At 56.3% G+C, this 19067-nt stretch carries 17 protein-coding genes, 1 tRNA gene and 1 riboswitch; of the genes, 12 read left to right on the top strand and 6 right to left on the bottom strand.

All coding sequences use genetic code 11. The annotated features are described in order from the left end of the window. Positions 1-633: 633 nt before the first annotated feature. The 3 genes from ACUZ9Q_RS14820 to ACUZ9Q_RS14810 are packed head-to-tail and all read left to right on the top strand — an operon-like array spanning position 634 to position 2381. Positions 634-1233, top strand: a complete 600-nt coding sequence (locus tag ACUZ9Q_RS14820) for a hypothetical protein (protein ID WP_449247100.1) — start codon at positions 634-636, stop codon at positions 1231-1233. Beyond that, on the top strand, positions 1220-1636 hold the full coding sequence (locus tag ACUZ9Q_RS14815) for a hypothetical protein (protein ID WP_449247099.1): 417 nt from the start codon (positions 1220-1222) through the stop codon (positions 1634-1636). Before ACUZ9Q_RS14820 ends, ACUZ9Q_RS14815 begins: the two co-directional genes overlap by 14 nt. Further along, positions 1614-2381 (top strand): ImmA/IrrE family metallo-endopeptidase, encoded by a 768-nt coding sequence (locus ACUZ9Q_RS14810; RefSeq protein WP_449247098.1) that lies wholly within the window; start codon positions 1614-1616, stop codon positions 2379-2381. Before ACUZ9Q_RS14815 ends, ACUZ9Q_RS14810 begins: the two co-directional genes overlap by 23 nt. A gap of 249 nt (positions 2382-2630) precedes the next feature. On the opposite strand, the gene ACUZ9Q_RS14805 is transcribed toward ACUZ9Q_RS14810, so the two are convergent. Together ACUZ9Q_RS14805 and ACUZ9Q_RS14800 are read right to left on the bottom strand one after the other, a co-directional pair. Then, positions 2631-2706 (bottom strand) — tRNA-Ala (locus tag ACUZ9Q_RS14805). 103 nt (positions 2707-2809) lie between these two features. Next, positions 2810-4000: a pyridoxal phosphate-dependent aminotransferase gene (locus ACUZ9Q_RS14800; protein ID WP_449248125.1), complete on the bottom strand. Its 1191-nt coding sequence runs from the start codon at positions 3998-4000 to the stop codon at positions 2810-2812. 89 nt (positions 4001-4089) lie between these two features. Here ACUZ9Q_RS14800 and sfsA point away from each other — a divergent pair, with 89 nt between their 5' ends. Further along, positions 4090-4968 (top strand): DNA/RNA nuclease SfsA, encoded by an 879-nt coding sequence (gene sfsA, locus ACUZ9Q_RS14795; protein ID WP_449248124.1) that lies wholly within the window; start codon positions 4090-4092, stop codon positions 4966-4968. Positions 4969-5633: 665 nt separating this feature from the next. Here the strand turns inward: sfsA and ACUZ9Q_RS14790 are convergent. Continuing rightward, entirely contained in the window at positions 5634-6143 is a 510-nt protein-coding gene (locus ACUZ9Q_RS14790; protein ID WP_297145343.1) for a methylated-DNA--[protein]-cysteine S-methyltransferase, read from the bottom strand. Next, on the bottom strand, positions 6140-7330 hold the full coding sequence (locus ACUZ9Q_RS14785) for an MFS transporter (RefSeq protein WP_233483531.1): 1191 nt from the start codon (positions 7328-7330) through the stop codon (positions 6140-6142). The genes ACUZ9Q_RS14790 and ACUZ9Q_RS14785 overlap by 4 nt, the downstream gene beginning before the upstream one ends. Before the next feature lie 124 nt (positions 7331-7454). On the opposite strand from ACUZ9Q_RS14785, the gene ACUZ9Q_RS14780 reads away from it, so the two are divergent. The 5 genes from ACUZ9Q_RS14780 to ACUZ9Q_RS14760 all read left to right on the top strand — a co-directional run bounded on the left by ACUZ9Q_RS14780 (position 7455) and on the right by ACUZ9Q_RS14760 (position 11680). Then, on the top strand, positions 7455-8021 hold the full coding sequence (locus ACUZ9Q_RS14780; RefSeq protein WP_192113221.1) for a GNAT family N-acetyltransferase: 567 nt from the start codon (positions 7455-7457) through the stop codon (positions 8019-8021). A 24-nt stretch (positions 8022-8045) separates the two neighbouring features. Continuing rightward, on the top strand, positions 8046-9095 hold the full coding sequence (locus tag ACUZ9Q_RS14775; protein ID WP_449248123.1) for an asparaginase: 1050 nt from the start codon (positions 8046-8048) through the stop codon (positions 9093-9095). A gap of 101 nt (positions 9096-9196) precedes the next feature. Beyond that, complete coding sequence (locus ACUZ9Q_RS14770) at positions 9197-10477, top strand: phenylacetate--CoA ligase family protein (protein WP_449248122.1); 1281 nt, start codon at positions 9197-9199, stop codon at positions 10475-10477. 2 nt (positions 10478-10479) lie between these two features. Next, complete coding sequence (locus ACUZ9Q_RS14765; RefSeq protein WP_323391074.1) at positions 10480-10887, top strand: hypothetical protein; 408 nt, start codon at positions 10480-10482, stop codon at positions 10885-10887. Between the two features lie 217 nt (positions 10888-11104). Further along, positions 11105-11680: a hypothetical protein gene (locus ACUZ9Q_RS14760; RefSeq protein WP_449248121.1), complete on the top strand. Its 576-nt coding sequence runs from the start codon at positions 11105-11107 to the stop codon at positions 11678-11680. 178 nt (positions 11681-11858) lie between these two features. On the opposite strand, the gene ACUZ9Q_RS14755 is transcribed toward ACUZ9Q_RS14760, so the two are convergent. Then, a complete protein-coding gene (locus tag ACUZ9Q_RS14755; RefSeq protein WP_449248120.1) occupies positions 11859-12797 on the bottom strand; it encodes a sirohydrochlorin cobaltochelatase in 939 nt (312 codons plus the stop codon). 32 nt (positions 12798-12829) lie between these two features. Continuing rightward, positions 12830-13054: riboswitch (cobalamin riboswitch) on the bottom strand. A gap of 207 nt (positions 13055-13261) precedes the next feature. Between ACUZ9Q_RS14755 and ACUZ9Q_RS14750 the strand changes: the two genes are divergently transcribed. Next, positions 13262-14974, top strand: coding sequence for a 30S ribosomal protein S1 (locus ACUZ9Q_RS14750; RefSeq protein WP_022659135.1), 1713 nt, complete (start codon positions 13262-13264; stop codon positions 14972-14974). A gap of 268 nt (positions 14975-15242) precedes the next feature. Here ACUZ9Q_RS14750 and ACUZ9Q_RS14745 read toward each other — a convergent pair whose 3' ends face one another. Continuing rightward, entirely contained in the window at positions 15243-16079 is an 837-nt protein-coding gene (locus ACUZ9Q_RS14745; RefSeq protein ID WP_215647556.1) for a DMT family transporter, read from the bottom strand. A gap of 384 nt (positions 16080-16463) precedes the next feature. On the opposite strand from ACUZ9Q_RS14745, the gene ACUZ9Q_RS14740 reads away from it, so the two are divergent. Continuing rightward, the gene (locus ACUZ9Q_RS14740; protein WP_297145364.1) at positions 16464-17708 is read left to right on the top strand and encodes a GGDEF domain-containing response regulator; all 1245 of its coding nucleotides are present in this window, start codon (positions 16464-16466) and stop codon (positions 17706-17708) included. 53 nt (positions 17709-17761) lie between these two features. Further along, positions 17762-18982, top strand: coding sequence for a carboxynorspermidine decarboxylase (nspC, locus tag ACUZ9Q_RS14735; protein ID WP_297145367.1), 1221 nt, complete (start codon positions 17762-17764; stop codon positions 18980-18982). The last annotated feature ends 85 nt before the right edge of the window (positions 18983-19067 follow it).

The raw sequence follows: 19067 nt of genomic DNA, 5'->3' as shown, positions 1-19067 counted from the left end.
GATACAATCGGTTGTCTTGATTCGGCATGTAGGAGCATCCATCTTCGTGAACTTCATGATCGCCATTCGTCTGAGCCTGCCTGTTCACGTAATAGTTAGGCATGTGCAAATCCTCCAATTTTACTTTCCATTATTTAGATAAGATATTTGCTATCTCCACTAGTCAACTAATGTCATAGGCTGGCGAATATCGCTCTTGCGTGGGGATGGGGAGTTTTATAACCTATGACTACTTCTTGGTAGAGACATGTTTAGCCACGTCTCTACCAATTGGTGTCCAAATAGCTTATGCGTATTGAATCAATTTCCATGTAACCGACTTGCCAGCGTAGGGAGGAAAGGTATTACCCTTTGCGATTGGGGCGGTCGTGGTCGGGGTGCTAACAACTTTCCAAACGCCAGATTCAGGGCACTTTTCTCCAGTATTACCGGTCGTTCCAATAGGAGCTTTTGACATGGTGTCCTCCATGAAATTAAGTTCTGCAGACGGCATCAGGCGGCCTATCCGAATGAAAGCCTCTGCGCATATGGATACATGCTATTAAAAAACTAAAATGTGGGCGAGTGCCAAAATAAATTTTTTATTCCCATAAAATCTTTTTTGAAAAGCATATGAGCATATAGCGAGGGCTTATGGATGACTATTACCAGAAGCTAATGCAAGGTCAGAATTGGGATCGCATTGTGCCTGAGGTTCTTCTCTATTGTGTTTCCCTATTTAAACAAGATGGTAGAAGTAGAACTCAGATAATTGCTCAAGGCCACCTTGCTGAAGATATGGCACAGCAAGCAATTGGCCTTGTACTTTCGGGCAAACGAAAATGGGAGCCAGAACGTGGTGAACTCATTCCATTTATAAAATTTGGCGTAATAAAAAGTCTTCGGTCAAATGCCTATAAACTCAAAGAAAACTCTATTGTAGACTGCCTTGACGAGTACTACTGCCTTAATGACACTACCGATTGTCCCCTAAAAACTGCAGAAAGCTTGAAAACTCCGTCTGCTGAAGAAATTGCAATTCAGAATGAGGATTTAGCTATTTTGCTTGACACGTTTAATACTGCAGTCAGCGGAATGACTAGTGAGGAAGTACAAGGCATATTTTCTTGCATCACTGAAGGAATATGTAAACCAAAAGACATAGAAATATTAACAGGTGTACCAGCAAGAAGAGTTTCTGAAGTAAAGCGCCAAATTAAAGACAAATTGAGAGGCACCAATGATTCAGAATAAAAAGAGTAACAAATTTTATATTGGTGCTGTCATTAATTTTGCACTTGATATGGAAGAATTAAGTGATGATGAAATAATTAATGAATTAAAAAAGAATAATATAGACGTAGATACTGCTATTCCTAAAATACTGTTGGATGTTCAAAAAACAATCTACAATAAGACATGGACAGATATCGCATATGAGAATAAATCTACAATGTCATCAATTAGCAAAAATATTTCAGAAACGCTGTCTTCAGGGAAAGAGAATATTCTTGCGGCCATAAAGGATCTGCTTTTATCCGGAGAATTCCAAGTTCAACATAGAGATTATAAGGACTTAACAGAGGATGATTTACTAAGTTTACTTGAAGATGCTGAATTTTTGAGGAAGCTAGATGAGTCCAAAAGAAAAAGCTGAGTACATTTTATCCATTCTCGGTATTCAAGTAAAAGAAGATATCGAAGTGGATTTGATATCAAACTTTTTTGGTATTTTTGTTGCTAGAAGGGATCTTTCCGGCTGCTCAGCAAAGTTAACATGCAGTAAACGAAGCGCACGGATCACTATTTCCAGTGCTGAAAAATACGAACCACGTACCAGATTCAGCATTGCTCACGAGCTTGGGCATTTTTTTCTTCATAAAAATAAAAAAGGCGTTTTTTCTTGCACTTCAGATGATATGTATCTATGGGGTGTTCCTGGGATTGAAGTGGAGGCTAATATATTTGCTGCAAATTTACTTATGCCGGAGAAAATTTTTAAAAAATATACATCAAAAAAGGAGCCATCAACTGAGCTAATTATAAAAATATCAAATGATTTTTGCACCTCACTAACTGCGACTTTAATTAGATATGTTGAATGCTCATTTGAACCATTAGCGCTTGTACGTGTTCAGAATGGAATAATAAATTGGTCTAAGCGTAATAAAGATTTTACATATTTTTTGAGACGAAATGGGAGTAAAATTCATGAACATACTTATGTTATAGACTGTTTTCAAAAATGTAAGAGCAATGCTGCTGGCAGTGTGCCTGCTTATGCTTGGATAGATGATTATAGAGTTGATGGGGATAGTACCATCCGTGAAATATCTTTCTATTCTGCAGCAGCAAATACTGCCTATTCCTTGCTTTGGGTTGATGAGGAGATAGAAAAATAATGAAAATAGAGATGCAATAGCGCGAATTTTTCTCATCTGAAAAAATCTATAAGCATCGATTGTATTTTGGAAACTTTTCAACGTGCCGAGAAGCCGTCCACGAAGCAAAACGTTACTTCGCACAAAGCAACGGCTGCTTTTTTTGTAGTCGGCAATGCCATACTTCTTGATTATTCTTCCCAATCCTTGTCCAAACGCGCAAAAAACCTCCGACCATTTTTCAATGATCGGGGGTTTTAATTACCTATCTGGTGGAGCTGAAGAGAATTGAACTCTTGACCTCTTGAATGCCATTCAAGCGCTCTCCCAACTGAGCTACAGCCCCACGGCGAAAAGCAGAATGACCAAAACCAGCCTAACTGTCAATACAATTTTGCATTTTTTTTACAGCAGCGGTTTTGGCGGCATTTCTGCCACGGTTTCCGGTGCTATTTCGGTTCCGCAGCCAGTTGCGCAAGCACCTTGCCGATGCTTTCCAGCGCGCCCTTGAGCACGTCGTCTCCCACAGCATACGAGAAGCGGATGCACTTGTCGTCGCCAAAGGCCGCGCCCGGCACCACGGCCACGTGGGCCTTGTCGAGCAGCAGGGTGCAAAGGTCGGTGGAATTGTTCACGCTGCCGCCATAGCACTTGGAAACGTCCAAAAAGAGGTAGAACGCGCCATCGGGCTTGGGGCAGATGGCAAAGGGCCAGCCCTCAATGATCTTCATGGCAAAATCGCGCCGCCGCACAAAGGCCTCGCGCATTTTGTCCACGCATTCCATGCTCCCGGTCAGGGCCGCAAGGCCCGCCTTCTGCGCGATGGAACAGATATTCGAGGTGCTGTGGCCCTGCATGGCTGATATCTTTTTGATCAGGGTCGGGTGCGCAGCCAAAAAGCCCACGCGCCAGCCTGTCATGGCGTAGCTCTTCGAGAGGCCGTTGAGCACGGCCACCTGCTCGGGATATTTGGCAAACCAGCGGATGGCGCTGGTCATTTTGGCAGGGGCGAACACAAGCTGGTCGTAAATTTCATCAGAGAGCACAAACAGCCCGCGCGCAATGGCCCAATCCATGATGGCCGTAAATTCGGCCTCGGTGTAGACCGCGCCAGTGGGGTTGCTGGGCGAGTTCAGAATGAGCAGCTTGGTTTTATCCGTGGTGTGCGCCTCAAGCATGGCGGGCGTCACCTTGAAGCCCTGTTCCGGCCCGGCCAGCACTGGCACGGGGGTTGCGCCGGTCAGCATGACCATATCGGGGTAGCTGAGCCAGTACGGGGCAGGCACAAGCACCTCGTCGCCGGGGTTGAGCGTGGCCTGCATGAAATTATAGAGGCAGTGCTTGCCGCCCGCGCCGATAACAATGGATTCCATTGGAACCGGAACGCCGTAGTTTCTTTCAAAATACGCGCCCGCAGCCTTGCGGAGTTCGGGAATGCCCGGCACGGCGGTGTAGCGGCAAAAATTGTCGTCAATAGCCGCTTTGGCAGCCTCGCAAACGTGTTTGGGCGTGGGAAAGTCCGGCTCGCCCACGGCAAGGCTGATTACTGAAATGCCCTGGGCCTTAAGCTCGAGGGCGCGGCTGTTGACACTGAGTGTCAGAGAAGGTTTGATACTGCTCAGACGGTCTGAAATCTGCATAAGGGGGCTCCTTGGCGTATGCAACGCACCCGCAATCGGCAGGCGTACTCACAACTGGCTGTTTCTAGCAGCTTCATATCGGGGTGTAAATGAGCTCTGAACCCAAAAATGCAGCACATGCAGCCGCTGTCGATCTCTCCCGGCCCCCATGCGGAGTCCTGCCCGGCCCCGCCACCGCTGCCCCGCTGCTGCCCTTGCCGCCCCGCTGCATTGTGGCCGCCTTTGTGGCGCGCCGCAAACGCTTCAGCGTGCTGCTGCAGCATCAGGGCGCAGACCTGTGGGTGCACAGCAACAATTCGGGCAGCATGCTGGGTCTGTGCCTGCCGGGCGCGCCGGTGCTGGCATCCCCGGCAAGCAATCCCGACCGCAAGCTCAAATATACGCAGGAATGCGTGTGGCTGGCGCGCAGGGCCGTGCCTGAACTGGTTGAGAACACGCACGAATCTGGCGCATACGAATCTGGCGCTCACTCCCCTGCCAGCGGCTTCTGGGTCGGCGTGAACACAAGCACCCCCAACCGCATGCTTGAGGCGGCTTTTCACGCGCGCCGCCTGCCCTTTGCCCAAGGCTACACCACCCTCGTGCGCGAGGCCAAACGCGGACAAAGCAGGCTGGACGGCCTGCTCACGGCCCCCGATCTGCCGCCCCTGTGGGTGGAGTGCAAAAACGTCACGATGGTGGAAGACAACGCCGCGTGCTTCCCCGATGCCGCCAGCGAACGCGGGCAAAAGCATCTGCGCGAACTTATGGACATTGTGGCCTGCGGCGAACGCGCCGCCATGTTCTATCTGGTGCAACGCCCGGACGGAGAATGCTTTGCTCCGGCGGATTTCATTGATCCAGCCTACGCCGCCCTGTTTTACGAAGCGCTCTCCGCAGGGGTGGAGATGTATCCCTTCCGCGCACTCGTCAGCCCTGCGGGCATAGACCTTGGCCCCATGCTGCCCGTGCGTCCGCAGCACCCGTAATTCCCGTCGCTTGAGCAGGCCCATGCGCTTGGCGCAATACTTTGGTGGTTAGGAACAGTTTGTTCAAAGAATTATTTCAATAATAACAGAATAATAAATTAATTGCGCACAATTTGAGCGCCCGCATTTAGGGCATGGATTTTTGGCAGCGGCAGAATGGAGGGGAGCCTTCATCCTGCCGCTGCCGTTTTTTGAGCGCCGCGAGGCAATGGACGTGCCCTGCAAGCAGGAGCTGGAGTTCCTGCCCAACGTTGCAGGGCTGCCCATCCTTGGAATGTTCAAAACAAACATAAAAATTACAATAAGTTATTATAGTTTTGAACAATATCTACGCCCATTTTTTGTTCTTGCGCACAATGCCGACATTCTGCCCGATAGCGGAACCGGGGTTCACCCTTGCGCCCGCAGGGCCAGATTATGCACAAATCAGCATTCAGATTAAAAGTGTATTTTCAGTATATTACGTAATTTGCGAACATTATCGCCAGAATCGAACGCACACCTAGCAACACAAGAAACGCGGTCATATGCGGAGAAACGCAAGTGGGAAGATGCTGCACCCGGCGTGGGCGCACCATCCGGGCAAAAAGGACTGTGCGCGCAAAAAAGCCGCCCCGAAGGACGGCTTAGAAAAAGGTACACGTGTCGTCTGAAAAAGCCTGCGGCTACATGTAACCCTCCAGATGCAACAGGGCTTCCTTGATCGGCAATCCGCCGCCGTAGCCAACCATTTTGCCGTCCGCGCCGATAACGCGGTGGCAGGGAATGAATATGGCAATGGGGTTGCGATTATTGGCAAGGCCCACCGCGCGGTATCCCTTGGGGCAATTGGCGGCTTCGGCTACCTGCCTGTAGCTGCGGGTCTGCCCGTAGGGTATCGTTTGCAGGGTACGCCACACGCCGCGCTGAAAGTCCGTGCCCTCCGGGGCAAGGGGCAAATCAAAATCGCGGCGCTTCCCGGTCAGATATTCGTCAAGCTGCTTAAAGGCCTCACGCAACAGGGGTGTTTCCTGCTCCGTGGTATTTTTCAATGCTTCAAAAGGAGCCGTGGGGCCAAGATCCAGTCGGACTATGCTTCCCCCGCGCTCCACAATACGCACGGCGCCGATGAGCGGCACTTCGCGCGTCAGCGCATGCGCCGCATGGGGAGGTTCTTTTTTTTGTTTGCTGTTCATGCCTTCTTTTCCTTCTTCACGGTTACGGGTTTGAGGGAATAGGCAAAAATCGCGCCCACAATGGAAAGCGCCGCCAGCGACTGAAAGGTGGCTGGCATGCCGTAGTTGTCTGCAATCCAGCCGAGCAGCGGGGCCACCACGCCGCCAAGGCTGGTTGCCAGTCCAAGGGTAATGCCCGAGGCAAAACCGATGTTCTTGGCAAGATACTGTTGGCCCAGCACCACCTGCGCGCTGAATGGCGCGTACAGCACAAAACCCAGCAGGGGCAGCAAGGCCCAGGCCGCGTACAGGTTGTTGCTCAGGCTGAATGCCGCCACCACAGGCGGTAACAGGGCGAACACCGCGCGGATGACGGCGCGGTAGCCAAATCTGTCAGAAAGCATCCCGCCAAAAACATTGCTGATAACACCGCATACGCTGAAAAATGTCAGGGCCACCGCGCCCGTTGCCGTGGACTGCCCGAAGGCGCTGACCCAGTAGAGCGGAATAAACGTGTTAAAGCCCACAAAGGTGATGGAACGGGTAACAATGGAGACCGTCAGCTTTGAAAATTCGCGCCAGTTGTTCTCACCGGGCGTTTCACCCTCTGCCGCAAGGGCTGGCGCTGCCTTGCCGCCAGCAGATGCGCCCGTATTCTTGGTTGCGCCCATCCGGGCGATGGACCACACCAGAATGCTCGCCGTTATCACAGCCAGCACGGCAAAAACTGTCGTCCCGGTCAGGCCAAACGCCCCAAGGCAGGCCGTGGCCAGCAGCGGCCCCAGCACAAAGCCCCCATTGCCGCCAATGGAAAACAGGCTCATGCCCGTGCCCTTGTTCTGCCCCGACACCGCATTGGCAAAACGCGCCCCTTCCGGGTGGAACAGGGCCGCGCCAATGCCGCTCAGGCCGATAGCCGCAAATATCCCCCAGTAGCCGGACATCCAGCCAATGGCCGCAAGGCCGCAGCCCGCCAGCAGCACACCTACAGGGATAAACCAGGGTTTGGAAAACCTGTCTGAAAGCAGGCCGAACAGCGGCTGGATCATGGACGACAGGCAGGAATATGCAAACATCAGCCCGCCCGTGGCCTGATAGCTCAAATCAAAAGCCGACCGCAAAAAAGGCAGTATGGCAGGCAAGGCCCCGCCGTTAATATCGCACGACAAATGCCCTAACGACACGAGGAGTATTTTCTTTTTGTCCATTGCGGCACGCTACACCAATGTTGTTTCAAATCCAAGCAACGCGCGCGGCTTCACAAGCGCGGGGACGATACTGCGTTCCCGGCTGTTGACGCGCTGCACTTGCTCGCTTAAGCAGAGGGAGGCCATGAAAACGACAACTTTTCCCGCCCCCGCCGGGCATGCCGCACCACGCCCGGCTGCAACAACAGTCAGGGCGGCATCTACCAAAGATTATTCGATCTGCGCCGACATCTGGCTGGCGGCCTCTCTGGCAGGGCATGACTTTGTGCCTGCCGCGTTCTGGCGCGGGCAGCTGGCGGTTATGGCGGAGCACTATCTGCCTTCATCGCAGGTCTTATTGCTGACCGCCGATGGAGAGCCCGCCGCATTTGCCGCAACCCTGCCGGACGGCAACGGCACGTATCTGGCGGGATTGTTCGTGCTGCCCCGCTGGTGGGGCCGGGGCCTTGGGCGGCAACTGCTGGAACTGGTGCAGGAACAGGTGATGGCTGAACTCCCCGAGCAAAAGAACGCCAGCCTCCGCTGCACTGTATACGATAAAAACAGCCGCGCCCTGGCATTCTATGCCCGCATGGGCTTTCTTCCCATCGGGCGCAGCATCTGCCCGCATACCAACGAACCGCAGACAGATATGCTCTGGACTGCGGCGCACACTGTTCACGACAACGCGGCTGCAACCTGCCGTCCCTAGGCAAAGCGCGCCGCAGGAGCCACCATGAGCAATCATTCTTCAGCATCGGCCAGTTCCAGCGCAACCTCCCTGCCCAAGGTGGCCCTTATTGCCACGGGCGGCACCATTGCGGGCGTTGCCCCCACGCCGCTTGAACAGATCAGCTATCAGGCAGGGGTGCTCACCGTTGACAGCATGCTCGAAACCCTGCCCGGCATCGAGGGTGTGGCCCGCATCACCAGTGTGCAGTGCGGCAACCTGCCCAGCGAAAACATCACCCCAGAACACTGGGCCATGCTGGGCGAGCAGTGCGCCAAGGCGCTGGACGACCCCGAAATCTGCGGCGTGGTGCTGACCCACGGTACAGACACGCTGGAAGAATCGGCCTTCTATCTGCACCTTACCCTTGCCAGCCCCAAGCCCGTGGTGCTGACCGGCTCCATGCGCCCCGCCACCTCGCTGAGCGCAGACGGCCCCATCAACATACGCGATGCCGTGGCTGTGGCGGCCTGCCCGCAGGCGCAGGCGCGCGGTGCACTGCTGGTCATGAACAGCCGGGTGCTCTCGGCCCGCACGGCTGTAAAAGTCGCCACGCTTGATGTGGAGGCCTTCCGCGCCCTTGAATCGGGCTGCCTTGGCCGGGTTATCAACGGCGAACCCCAGTTTTATTACGGTAGGGAGGAAAATCCCGCTCTGGCCGGAACCTTTGCCGAGCTTGCGGGCCGCCAAAATCTGCCGCGAGTGGATGTGATTTACGGTTGCGCGGGCATGCCTGTTGATCTTGTGCGCTATTCCGTGGAGCGCAGCGCGGGCATAGTGCTGGCTGGCATGGGCAACGGCTCCATGCCCGATGCCGTGCGCCACGAGCTGCGGCAGGCCATTGCCGGGGGCATCCCTGTTATCCGGTGCAGCCGCACCGGTTCCGGCCCGGTGACGCCCCTTGATGAATACGAGGGCTTTGTGCCCGGCGGCATGCTTTCACCCGCCAAGGCCCGCGTGCTGCTCATGCTGGCGCTGGAGCAGCAGAAGAATGCCGAACCGGCGCAGCGCATGCTTTCGGTGCGCGAAGTGTTCGCCCTTGGGGCCAAACTGTAGGCAACAGCACCCTTTGGGCTTGCCTGCGGCGCAAAAAAACCGCAGGGTGTGGTTTATTTTCTTTTTCAAGCCCATGACCCCAATGGAATCAGGAGAGCTTCATGTCGTATCGCTTTATTCCCCAGCTCACCGATGAGGATATCCGCCAGAAACAGCTTGAAGGTCTGCGCTACACCGTGCGTCAGGCCTGGAATTCGCCCCAGTACAGGGCAAAGCTGGAAGCCTGCGGCCTGAAGCCGGACGACATCACAAGCCTGGACGACCTGCGCCGTCTGCCCACCTGCGACGTGGAAGACCTGCGCGAGGGCTACCCCCTGCCGCTCCTGTGCGTACCGCCACATGACGTGGTGCGCATCCATGCCTCCAGCGGCACCACTGGCAAACGCAAGATTCTGGCCTACACCCAGCGCGATATTGATACGTTCAGCCTCCAGATTGCCCGCTGCTTTGAACTGGCGGGCTTTACCCCCGAAGACCGCATGCAGCTTGCCGTGGGCTACGGCCTGTGGACGGCTGGCGCGGGCTTTCAGGCGGGCAGCGAACGGCTTGGCATGCTCACCGTGCCGGTGGGGCCGGGCAATCTTGAAATGCACTTGCAGCTATTGCAGGATCTGGGGGCCACAGGCTTTACGGCCACCGCATCCATGGCCCTGCTGCTGGCGGAAGAAGTGGAACGCGCCGATCTGCGCGGCAAAATCAAGCTCAAACGCATGGTCTGCGGCTCAGAAACCCGCAGCGAAAAGATGCGCCTCGCCATTGAAAGCAAGCTCGGCCTTGAGGGCTGTTACGACATCGGCGGCATGACCGAAATGTACGGCCCCGGCACCGCCATCGACTGCGATGCCCACGAAGGCCTGCACTACTGGGCCGACCTCTTCATCATTGAAGTGCTCGACCCTGTCACCATGCAGCCTGTTGCCGAGGGTGAAGTGGGCGAAATGGTCGTGACCAGCCTGTGCAAGGAGGCCGTGCCCCTGCTGCGCTACCGCACCCACGACCTTTCGCGCCTGCTGCCGGGCCAATGCTCGTGCGGCCTTGCCATGCCGCGCCATGATCGCATCCTTGGGCGCTCGGACGACATGATCATTTACCGTGGCGTGAACATCTACCCCGGTCAGCTCATGGAAGTCATCGGCCAGTTTGCGGAGCTTGGCGGTGAATATCAGGTGGAACTCACCCGCGACGATCGCTCCCTCGACCATCTGGCCCTCACCGTGGAACGCGGGCAGGGGCAGACCGCAGGCAACGATGCCGCCCTGTCCCATGAGCTTGAAACCCGCCTGCACAAGGCCATCATGGCCCGTGTTTCCGTGAGCGTGGCGGACTACGCCAGCCTGCCGCGTACCTTCAGCAAATCCAAGCGCGTGGTGGACAAGCGCTAGGCGTGGCAAAAAATATTGATTGCACTGGCGCGGGGTTTTTGCCCTGCGCCTTTATCATGGGCTTTGCCGCCGCATGCCTGCTGGCCCTGTGCCTGTTGCCCCCTGCTGCCTCCGCGAGAGAAATCGCAGAAGTAGACAGCCCAGAATGGTGCGCCCGGCACAGTTCGCCAGCTAAAAATCAGACTCAGGCGCAGGCCGAGTGCCTAGGGCTAGAAGCTGCATGCCGCTCCGCCCTGCCGGATCTGGCCCCAGCCGCCAGTTGTCCCGACAGACAGCTTGACCGCTGCGTGGCGCAGCAGCGCGATGGTGGATCATGGTGCGCCATCCTGTGCTGCTTTGACCCGGATGACGCATCCTGCCGGGCGGCTGCGGCCAGCATACCCGCCTTTCTCGCCACGCCCAAACGCTAGGCCAGAAAATCAGATCAAAGTCGCCGCCCAGAGTGGTTGAAACAGAGCGCCAGCCCTTCGCCCGACGGCGGACGCTTGCATTGCCGCATGTGCGCTCCAGCCCCGACAAATTATCACAACTCCCTTTGCCGCATAGACCTTTGCCCCTTTTTGGCATAGGATTTTATGCGAGCGCGCCCATGTTCTACGCGCCAGAACCGCCGACACTGGAGCGCGTATGCCCCTTGCCGCCTTACCCGCATCCATTTTCTCGCTTGCAGGCTACCTCTTGCTTGCAGGGGGATCGTTTGCGCTGGTGAGGCCCGGTCTGGGCCTGCTCATTGTGCCAGTGCCGCTTCTGGCAATTCCCCTGCATTTTCTTGCGCGGCGCATCGGCGATTTTGCTGGCGTGGCGCATTCCCGCTGGCAAATGCGCACCTTCGGTCTTTTTCTGCTGCTGTTTCTTGGTCTTGTGGCCATTTTTTTCATTCTTGGCGCAATTTGCACTGACGGCCCGGCTCTGGACCGACTGGAACTCATAGGCAATGCCTATAATGCTGGCAAAGTGGATCTGTACGCTTCGCTGGTGGGGCTGTGGGAAATCAAGGAGTTGCAGGTTTTTACCCTAAGCGCCTCAGTGTGGGCGGGCCTGGCACTACTGTGGCCGCTCAAACGGGCATTTCAGGGCATGCTGGCGCTGGCTGCGGGCATTGCGCCCAAGGCCTTGCCCCTCTGGGGCTGCTGGCTGGCCTTTGCGGCCGCCATTGCGGCGCAGGGCGGCATGTTGGCCTGGCTGGTGGCCCGGCAGGCTTGAGACACAAACAGACTCACGCGCACTGAACCCCACGAAAATTCCCAAAAATCCTGCGCCGGAAGCAGCACCTCCCGCACTCCCAATTTTCCCGCACAAAAATGCGGAAGCCGCACAAACCAGGCGCGCTGTCCCGGCTTATGCGGCTCCCGCAACAAATATGCGGCGCAGGCAAGCCCTGCTACTGCTTCCTGGGTTCCTTGGTCAGGTCATCGGCAGCTTCGCGGGCATGGCGCACCAGTATGGCGCGCGCACCGGCAATCTGGCCCAAACCCTTGAGGTTGGTCTCCACCTTGAAGCCTGCGGCCTTGAGCTTTGAGGCCCAGGAGTCGTCTTCATCCCCAGCCAGATCGTTGTGCGCATGATCGCCAGCCACCAGCATGAGCGGTTCGATAACCACTTTCTTGACCTTGGCGGCCTTGAGCTCCACCAGCAGGTCGTCCACGCTGCGCGCGCCCTCAACGGTTGCCATAAACACGCGCTTATCCGCATCGTGGAACACGGCGCGCGTGCCTTCAAAGGTCAGATCTGCCCGGCCGTGGCTCTGGCCGTGGCCCATGAGCACCAGGGCTGCATCCTTGCCGCGCAGGGATTTCACGTCTTCCCTGATGGCCTGAATGAGTTCCTGCGCGTCTTTTTTCGATTCCAGCATGGGGCGGCCAAGAAACACGGAGTCAAAGCGGCCCGGATTTTTTTGCAGATCGATAAGCACGGCCCGTTCAAGCGCGCTGAACTCCTCGCCCGCCATGACGTGCAGCGACTGTACGCGCACGACCTTCACGCCGTCCTTGGCAAGCTGGGCGAGGCCATCGCTGATGCCGCCCACTGGATGCCCCTCGGCGGCTATTTTTTTGCGGATAATCTGCGAGGTATAGGCCCACACCACCGGCTGACCGGGAAAAGCGGCCTTGAACTCCGCATCCACGGCCTTCATGGAAGCCAGGGCTTCGGGAACACTGGTGCCAAAGGCCACCAGCAGCACGCCCGCCTTGGGGCTCTCTGCGCCGGATTCAGCGGCAGGGGCAAGCGCAGGCGCGCCCATGACGGCGCACAGCAAAAGAATGGGCAAAAGGGTGCGGGTGAAAAAATGCAGAATGAAATGCGGCGTAGTACGCAGCATGGCAACCTCCTCAATGGCGCGTTGACGGGTTGAAGTTGGATAAAATGCCGGAGGATATTCGGACTTGAGGGCATGGGGGCCTTGCGCCCCTTGCCTAGACTTCGCCTTCGCCGCTCGCGCGACTGGCTGTAGCGCCCCGCCATGTGGCGGAACGATGAAGCTTCGTTCCCTCTTACCGCAGCGCGACTGTTTCCGATTTTAACGGAATTCCCCGCCGACCTTTTCAAAACAATTCATGCGGCAATAAAAGTCAAGTAGGCATACCCTGCAAGCCCCGCCAGGCAGGCCCTTGCAGGGTATGCCCCGCGCGGGTTGCCGCGCCTGCGCCGTCCGGAGCGGCGTGGAATCCCGATTTTTCGGCGGCTAAAGCCGATTTGGCGCGTATTTTTTCTTGTTCTTTTACTGAAATCCTGATAATAAGGCACCTCCCTGTTATGGGGAAATTATGTTTGGAGGCTGGACATATGGCAGGTTTGGAAACCGGGCACGACAACGAAATCAATTTCGAAAGCGCCCTTGAAAACTACCTCAATCCCGATTTCGGCGATCTTGAGGAAGGCTCTATCACGAAGGGCGAAATCGTCCGCGTGGATGATGACAATGTGCTTGTTGACGTGAATTTCAAGTCCGAAGGGCAGATTCCCGCGGCAGAATTCCGCGACCCCGCCGGCAACATTTCCGTCAAAGTGGGCGATCGTGTTGACGTTTACGTTGTTCGCAAGAACGAAAACGACGGCACCATCACTCTTTCTTTCGAGAAAGCCAAGCGCATGCAGGTGTTCGACCAGCTCGAAGACGTGCAGGAAAACAACCGGGTCATCAAGGGCCACATTGTCCGCCGCATCAAGGGTGGCTACACCGTGGACATCGGCGGTGTGGAAGCGTTTTTGCCCGGTTCACATGTGGATCTGCGCCCCGTGCCGGATATGGATGCCCTGGTCAACCAGGAATTCGAATTCCGCGTGCTCAAGATCAACCGCCGCCGCAGCAACGTTATCGTTTCTCGCCGCGTGCTGCTTGAAGAGGAGCGCGATTCCAAACGCCAGGATCTGCTGCGCACCCTTGAAGAAAACCAGATCGTTACCGGTAAGGCCAAGAACATCACCGAATACGGCGTGTTTGTTGACCTCGGCGGCCTCGACGGCCTGCTGCACATCACCGACATGAGCTGGAAGCGCATTCGCCATCCCAAGGAAATGATCACCATCGGTCAGGAACTGACCCTGAAGGTGCTTTCCTTCGATCGCGACAACAACAAAGTTTCCCTCGGCCTCAAGCAGCTCGTGCCCGACCCGTGGCAGGACATCTCCGCTCGCTTCCCCGAAGGGGCCAAGTGCAGCGGCAAGGTCACCAACCTGGTTGATTACGGCGCATTTGTGGAACTGGAACCCGGCGTTGAAGGCCTGGTGCACATTTCCGAAATGTCCTGGACCCGCAAGCTGCGTCATCCTTCCCAGATGGTTCACACCGGCGACGAAGTCGAAGTGGTCATCCTGGGCGTGGACGGCGACAAAAAGCGCATCAGCCTCGGCATGAAGCAGGTTCGCCCCAATCCCTGGGAACTGGTTGCTGAAAAGTACCCCGAAGGCACCGTCCTTGAAGGCGTCATCAAGAACATTACCGAATTCGGCATGTTCATTGGCATCGAGGACGGCATCGACGGTCTTATCCACGTTTCCGACATTTCCTGGACCAAGAAAGTGCGTCATCCCAACGAACTGTACAAGGTGGGCGACACCGTGCAGGCCAAGGTGCTGACCGTGGATCAGGAAAACGAAAAGTTCACCCTCGGCGTGAAGCAGCTGGTGGACGATCCGTGGGGCCATGTGCCCAACACCTACCCCGTGGGCTGCACCATCAAGGGTATCGTGACCAACATCACCGACTTCGGCCTCTTTGTTGAAGTGGAAGAAGGCATTGAAGGTCTGGTGCACGTGTCCGAACTTTCCAGCAAGAAAGTGAAGACCCCCGCCGAGATCTACAAGGAAGGCCAGGAAATCCAGGCCAAGGTCATCCATGTCAGCGCTGAAGAGCGCCGTCTGGGCCTGTCCATCAAGCAGATCAAGGACGAAGAAGAACGCCGCAAGCCCAAGGAATTCCATTCCGGCCCGCAAGAAGCCGGTCAGAGCCTGGGCGACCTGCTCAAGCAGAAGTTTGAAGAAAGCGAAAACAGCTAGTCTGTTTCTGCTTCAAAATACAAAAGGGCGTTCCCGCAAGGGAGCGCCCTTTCTTGTTGTCTGCCAGTTGCCTGCCAGCAACAAACAGCGAGGGGAGATTGAGTCAGGGACGTACCCGTGATGTCTACGCGGGGGCTGGTGCCTTGCCCCAGTGGCAGAACTACCGCCGCACTGGGAGGCATGCGCCCAGACATCAACAATGGCAGACATTCGCACAATAGCCCGCCGCCATAATCACCGGCTAGTCCGCCTGCCTGCAGCCTCCTGATCAGGCCAGCTTGAGCAGTGCGGCACCACCGACAACCAGCAGCACAGAAAATCCGCGCAAGGGCGTAAAACGCTCGTGCAGCAGCCACATTGCCAGCAGCATGCCAAAGATCACCGAGGTTTCGCGCAGGGCCGCCACCACGGCAATGGGCGCAAGGGTCATGGCCCACAGGGCAATGCCGTATGACCCCATGCTCGCCAAGCCGCCAAACGTACCCACGGCAAGCCGCTTACGGGCATAGCTTACGTAGCTCCAGCCATGCCGCCACAGAATGTAAACATGCACGGGGAGCGCGTTGATCAAAAAAATCCAGGTGGTGTAGGTGGCAGCGTTGCCGCTTTCGCGCGCACCAAGGCCGTCCGCCAGCGTGTACCCCATAATGACACATGATGTGCGCAACGAGATAAAAACTTCGCTCCACCCATAGCCACGGCGCATATTATCCGTGGCAAGGCACAGAATACCGGCGCAAAGCGTCAGCACACCGCACCATGCGCCCGCAGACATATTTACGCCAAAGGCCAGCAGGGCCAGCGAGGTGAGCAAGGGCGCGCAGCCGCGCATTACAGTATAGGCAAAAGACATGTCTACCCGCTCATATGCGGCAGAAATGCAGATGTAATACCCAAGATGGCACAGACACGACATGCCAAGATAAGGCCACGCGGCTTGCGGCAGAGGCGGCAAAAAAGGCAGCAGGCACAACGCGCCTGCGCAAGCGCCAAGAGCGTTCAAACCCGTTTCAAACAGCTTGTTTGAGCCGCTTTTGACAATAATATTCCAAAGCGCGTGTAAAAATGCGGCAAAGAGGATGGCGAGCAATATTGATGGCGACATGGGCATTGCTACCTCTTTGCCGGGAGAATGCCAAGGCAACGTGCTCCCCCAAGCAAAATGGGCAATACACCAGTTGGAGCCACATACATTGCGGTAATGCCGCCCACAATTGCCAGCGGACTCTGCACGCGCAGGGCTTGTTGCCTGTTATCTTGGGAAAAACTGAGGCTGGCAATGGTTCCCGCGGCTCTGGCCCGCTGTTTCGCTGACTGCGCTGTACAGGGAAGGCTCTGCAAATATAACACGCAAGAGCCTTTATCCCTTTTGACTGCAAGAGCAAAAATCAATACGATTAGAATTCACAGCCGCCGCGCAGGTTCCGCACTCTTGCACGGCGCAATTTTTTTATCCTGCCCCAAACCAATCCCCCATGCGGAAGCAAACATGCAGAAAGTTCTCATCGTTGAAGACAGCCGGACAACAGCACGTTTTATGGCGCACAATCTCAAGGAACAATTGGGGCTTTCCTACGAATGCGCCGAGAACCGCCAGCAAGCCTTGAAACTGCTGGAGGACAACCCTTCGCAGTACTTTCTGGCCCTTTGCGACCTCAACCTGCCTGATGCCCCCAACGGCGAAATTGTCCCTGCCATCCTTGCCCGAAATATCCCTGTGGTGGTGGTCAGCGCCCATTTTGACGAAGACATCTATAAACGCCTCATGCTGCAGGGTGTTACCGATTACATCGTCAAGCGCACCCCCGATGATATGATGTACCTCATGCGCGTGGTGAGCCGCCTGCGCGCCAACAGCGGTGTTGAAGCCCTGATTGTGGACGATTCCAACCTCTGGTGCATGCAGGTATCCGAGTTGCTGCGTCGTCAGCGCATCACGGCTTACACTGCAAGCAACGGCCTGGAAGCCTTGCAGATCCTCAAGGAGCACCCCGCCATACGCGTTGTGCTGGCCGACCACTACATGCCCGGCATGGACGGCATCAAACTCACCGCCGCCATCCGCAAAACCCACACCATGGACGAGCTGTCCATTATTGTCATTTCTGTGGGTACGGACGCGGGTGCGCAATTTCTGCGGTCAGGCGCCAATGATTACGTATTCAAAACCTCCTCCTTTGAAGAGCTGTTGTGCCGTATCTCCATGAATCTTGACATTCAGGATCTTATCCGCAAAAACCGCGCCCTGGCAGAGCGCGATGCCCTCACCAACCTGCTGGTGCGCCGTCAGTTTTTCTCTGAGGCGCAAGAGGCTGTGGCCGAAGCAAGAAAAGAACGCCGCCCCCTGGCCGCCGCAATGATCGACGTTGACTATTTCAAGCAGGTCAATGACCGTTACGGGCACCTGGCGGGCGATATTGCCCTGCGGCAACTTGGCGGCATGCTGCGCGACGAGTTTCCCGCTCCCTACATCTGCGGGCGCTACGGCGGCGAAGAGTTTTGCGTGGTCGCGCCGAGCATGGATAAAGACGACTTTGCCCGAAGGCTTGAAAATTTTCGCACTTCCGTTAGTTCAAAACCAGTGCAGATCGGCGCGCTCAGCATAGCCATTTCTGTTTCCATCGGTATGGCCGAGCAAAAGGCCAGCGACCTCGAATCGCTCATCAACGCGGCCGATGCCCAACTTTACACAGCCAAACGGGAAGGGCGCGACCGCTTTGTCTGGCAAGCATAAGCCAGCGCGGGCGCGACACCATACTGAAACTCTCTTTGTTTAAAGGAATATCCATGCACTGCCAGAACCTTCTGTTCGATCCCGCCCGTATTCCTTCGCCCTGTTTTGTTCTGGACGAAGCGCAGCTTCTGGCCAATGCCGCCACTCTGGGCGCAGTTCAGGAGCGCACCGGGGCCAAGATTCTTCTTGCGCTCAAGGGCTACGCAGCATGGGCAACTTTTCCGCTTCTTTCGCGCACCAAGGGGCACGGCCCCTTGTGGGGGGCCTGCGCAAGCTCCGTGGACGAAGCGCGGCTGGCACGGGAGGACTTTGGCGGCGAGGTGCATGCCTTTGCCGCTGCCTGGAACCGACGCGAAATGGCCGAACTGCTCACCCTTGTGGACCATCTGGTATTCAACTCCATTGCCCAGTGGCGCGAATTCGCGCCCGCAGTGGCCATGCAGAACAAGAGCCGCTGCCCGGATCGTCAGATTCAGTGCGGCCTGCGCATCAATCCTGAGCATTCCGAGGGAGCAGCCGCCATCTACAATCCCTGCTCGCCTGGCTCGCGCCTGGGCATCAGGCCCAAGGACTTTGATCCTGCGGCTCTGGAGGGCATTTCCGGGCTTCATTTCCACACCCTATGCGAACAGGGGGCAGATGCCCTTGAGCGCACCCTGGCGGCCGTTGAGCGCCATTTTGGGCAGTGGTTGCCGCAGTGCCGCTGGATCAACTTTGGCGGCGGGCACCACATCACCAGGCCCGGCTATGATCTTGATCTGCTCTGCCGTTGCCTGACCGACTGGCGCGACCGCTACAATGCGCAGATATACCTTGAGCCGGGCGAAGCCGTGGCTCTGGACGCAGGCTGGCTTGTGGCAACGGTGCTGGATGTGGTGCAGGCCGACATGCCTGTGGCCATTCTTGATATCGGCGTTCCCTGCCATATGCCCGATGTCATTGAAATGCCCTATCGCCCGCGTGTACGCTACGAATCTGCAAATGTGGCCGAACTGGCGGGCGAGGCCGGGGAACAGGCCTGGACATGCCGCCTTGCCGGAAAATCCTGCCTGGCGGGCGATGTGGCAGGAGAATATTCTTTCAACGCGCCTCTTGTGCCCGGTCAGCGGCTGGTGTTTGAAGACATGGCCATTTACAGCATGGTCAAAACCACCACTTTCAACGGCCTGCGCCTGCCATCCATTGGCATTTGCGAGGCCGATGCAGCGGGCGACACGCGCTTTCGCATGCTGCGGGAATTTGGCTACCAGGATTTTAGAACGCGGCTTTCATAAGCGGACAGAACTGCCCCAGAATCATTCAATTTTGAAAAGCAGAAAGGCCCGGATCGTTGATCCGGGCCTTTCATTTGTACTTCCC

The sequence above is a fragment of the Desulfovibrio desulfopostgatei genome (assembly GCF_053570645.1).
This window is presented reverse-complemented; position numbering and strand designations above follow the sequence as displayed.

What these genes read in the sequence shown, in the direction of transcription:
- ACUZ9Q_RS14820 (WP_449247100.1), top strand. Translation starts at nt 634, where the DNA reads ATGGATGACTATTACCAGAAGCTAATGCAAGGTCAGAATTGGGATCGC.
- ACUZ9Q_RS14815 (WP_449247099.1), top strand. Translation starts at nt 1,220, where the DNA reads ATGATTCAGAATAAAAAGAGTAACAAATTTTATATTGGTGCTGTCATT.
- ACUZ9Q_RS14810 (WP_449247098.1), top strand. Translation starts at nt 1,614, where the DNA reads ATGAGTCCAAAAGAAAAAGCTGAGTACATTTTATCCATTCTCGGTATT.
- ACUZ9Q_RS14800 (WP_449248125.1), bottom strand. Translation starts at nt 4,000, where the DNA reads ATGCAGATTTCAGACCGTCTGAGCAGTATCAAACCTTCTCTGACACTC.
- sfsA (WP_449248124.1), top strand. Translation starts at nt 4,090, where the DNA reads ATGAGCTCTGAACCCAAAAATGCAGCACATGCAGCCGCTGTCGATCTC.
- ACUZ9Q_RS14790 (WP_297145343.1), bottom strand. Translation starts at nt 6,143, where the DNA reads ATGAACAGCAAACAAAAAAAAGAACCTCCCCATGCGGCGCATGCGCTG.
- ACUZ9Q_RS14785 (WP_233483531.1), bottom strand. Translation starts at nt 7,330, where the DNA reads ATGGACAAAAAGAAAATACTCCTCGTGTCGTTAGGGCATTTGTCGTGC.
- ACUZ9Q_RS14780 (WP_192113221.1), top strand. Translation starts at nt 7,455, where the DNA reads ATGAAAACGACAACTTTTCCCGCCCCCGCCGGGCATGCCGCACCACGC.
- ACUZ9Q_RS14775 (WP_449248123.1), top strand. Translation starts at nt 8,046, where the DNA reads ATGAGCAATCATTCTTCAGCATCGGCCAGTTCCAGCGCAACCTCCCTG.
- ACUZ9Q_RS14770 (WP_449248122.1), top strand. Translation starts at nt 9,197, where the DNA reads ATGTCGTATCGCTTTATTCCCCAGCTCACCGATGAGGATATCCGCCAG.
- ACUZ9Q_RS14760 (WP_449248121.1), top strand. Translation starts at nt 11,105, where the DNA reads ATGCCCCTTGCCGCCTTACCCGCATCCATTTTCTCGCTTGCAGGCTAC.
- ACUZ9Q_RS14755 (WP_449248120.1), bottom strand. Translation starts at nt 12,797, where the DNA reads ATGCTGCGTACTACGCCGCATTTCATTCTGCATTTTTTCACCCGCACC.
- ACUZ9Q_RS14750 (WP_022659135.1), top strand. Translation starts at nt 13,262, where the DNA reads ATGGCAGGTTTGGAAACCGGGCACGACAACGAAATCAATTTCGAAAGC.
- ACUZ9Q_RS14745 (WP_215647556.1), bottom strand. Translation starts at nt 16,079, where the DNA reads ATGTCGCCATCAATATTGCTCGCCATCCTCTTTGCCGCATTTTTACAC.
- ACUZ9Q_RS14740 (WP_297145364.1), top strand. Translation starts at nt 16,464, where the DNA reads ATGCAGAAAGTTCTCATCGTTGAAGACAGCCGGACAACAGCACGTTTT.
- nspC (WP_297145367.1), top strand. Translation starts at nt 17,762, where the DNA reads ATGCACTGCCAGAACCTTCTGTTCGATCCCGCCCGTATTCCTTCGCCC.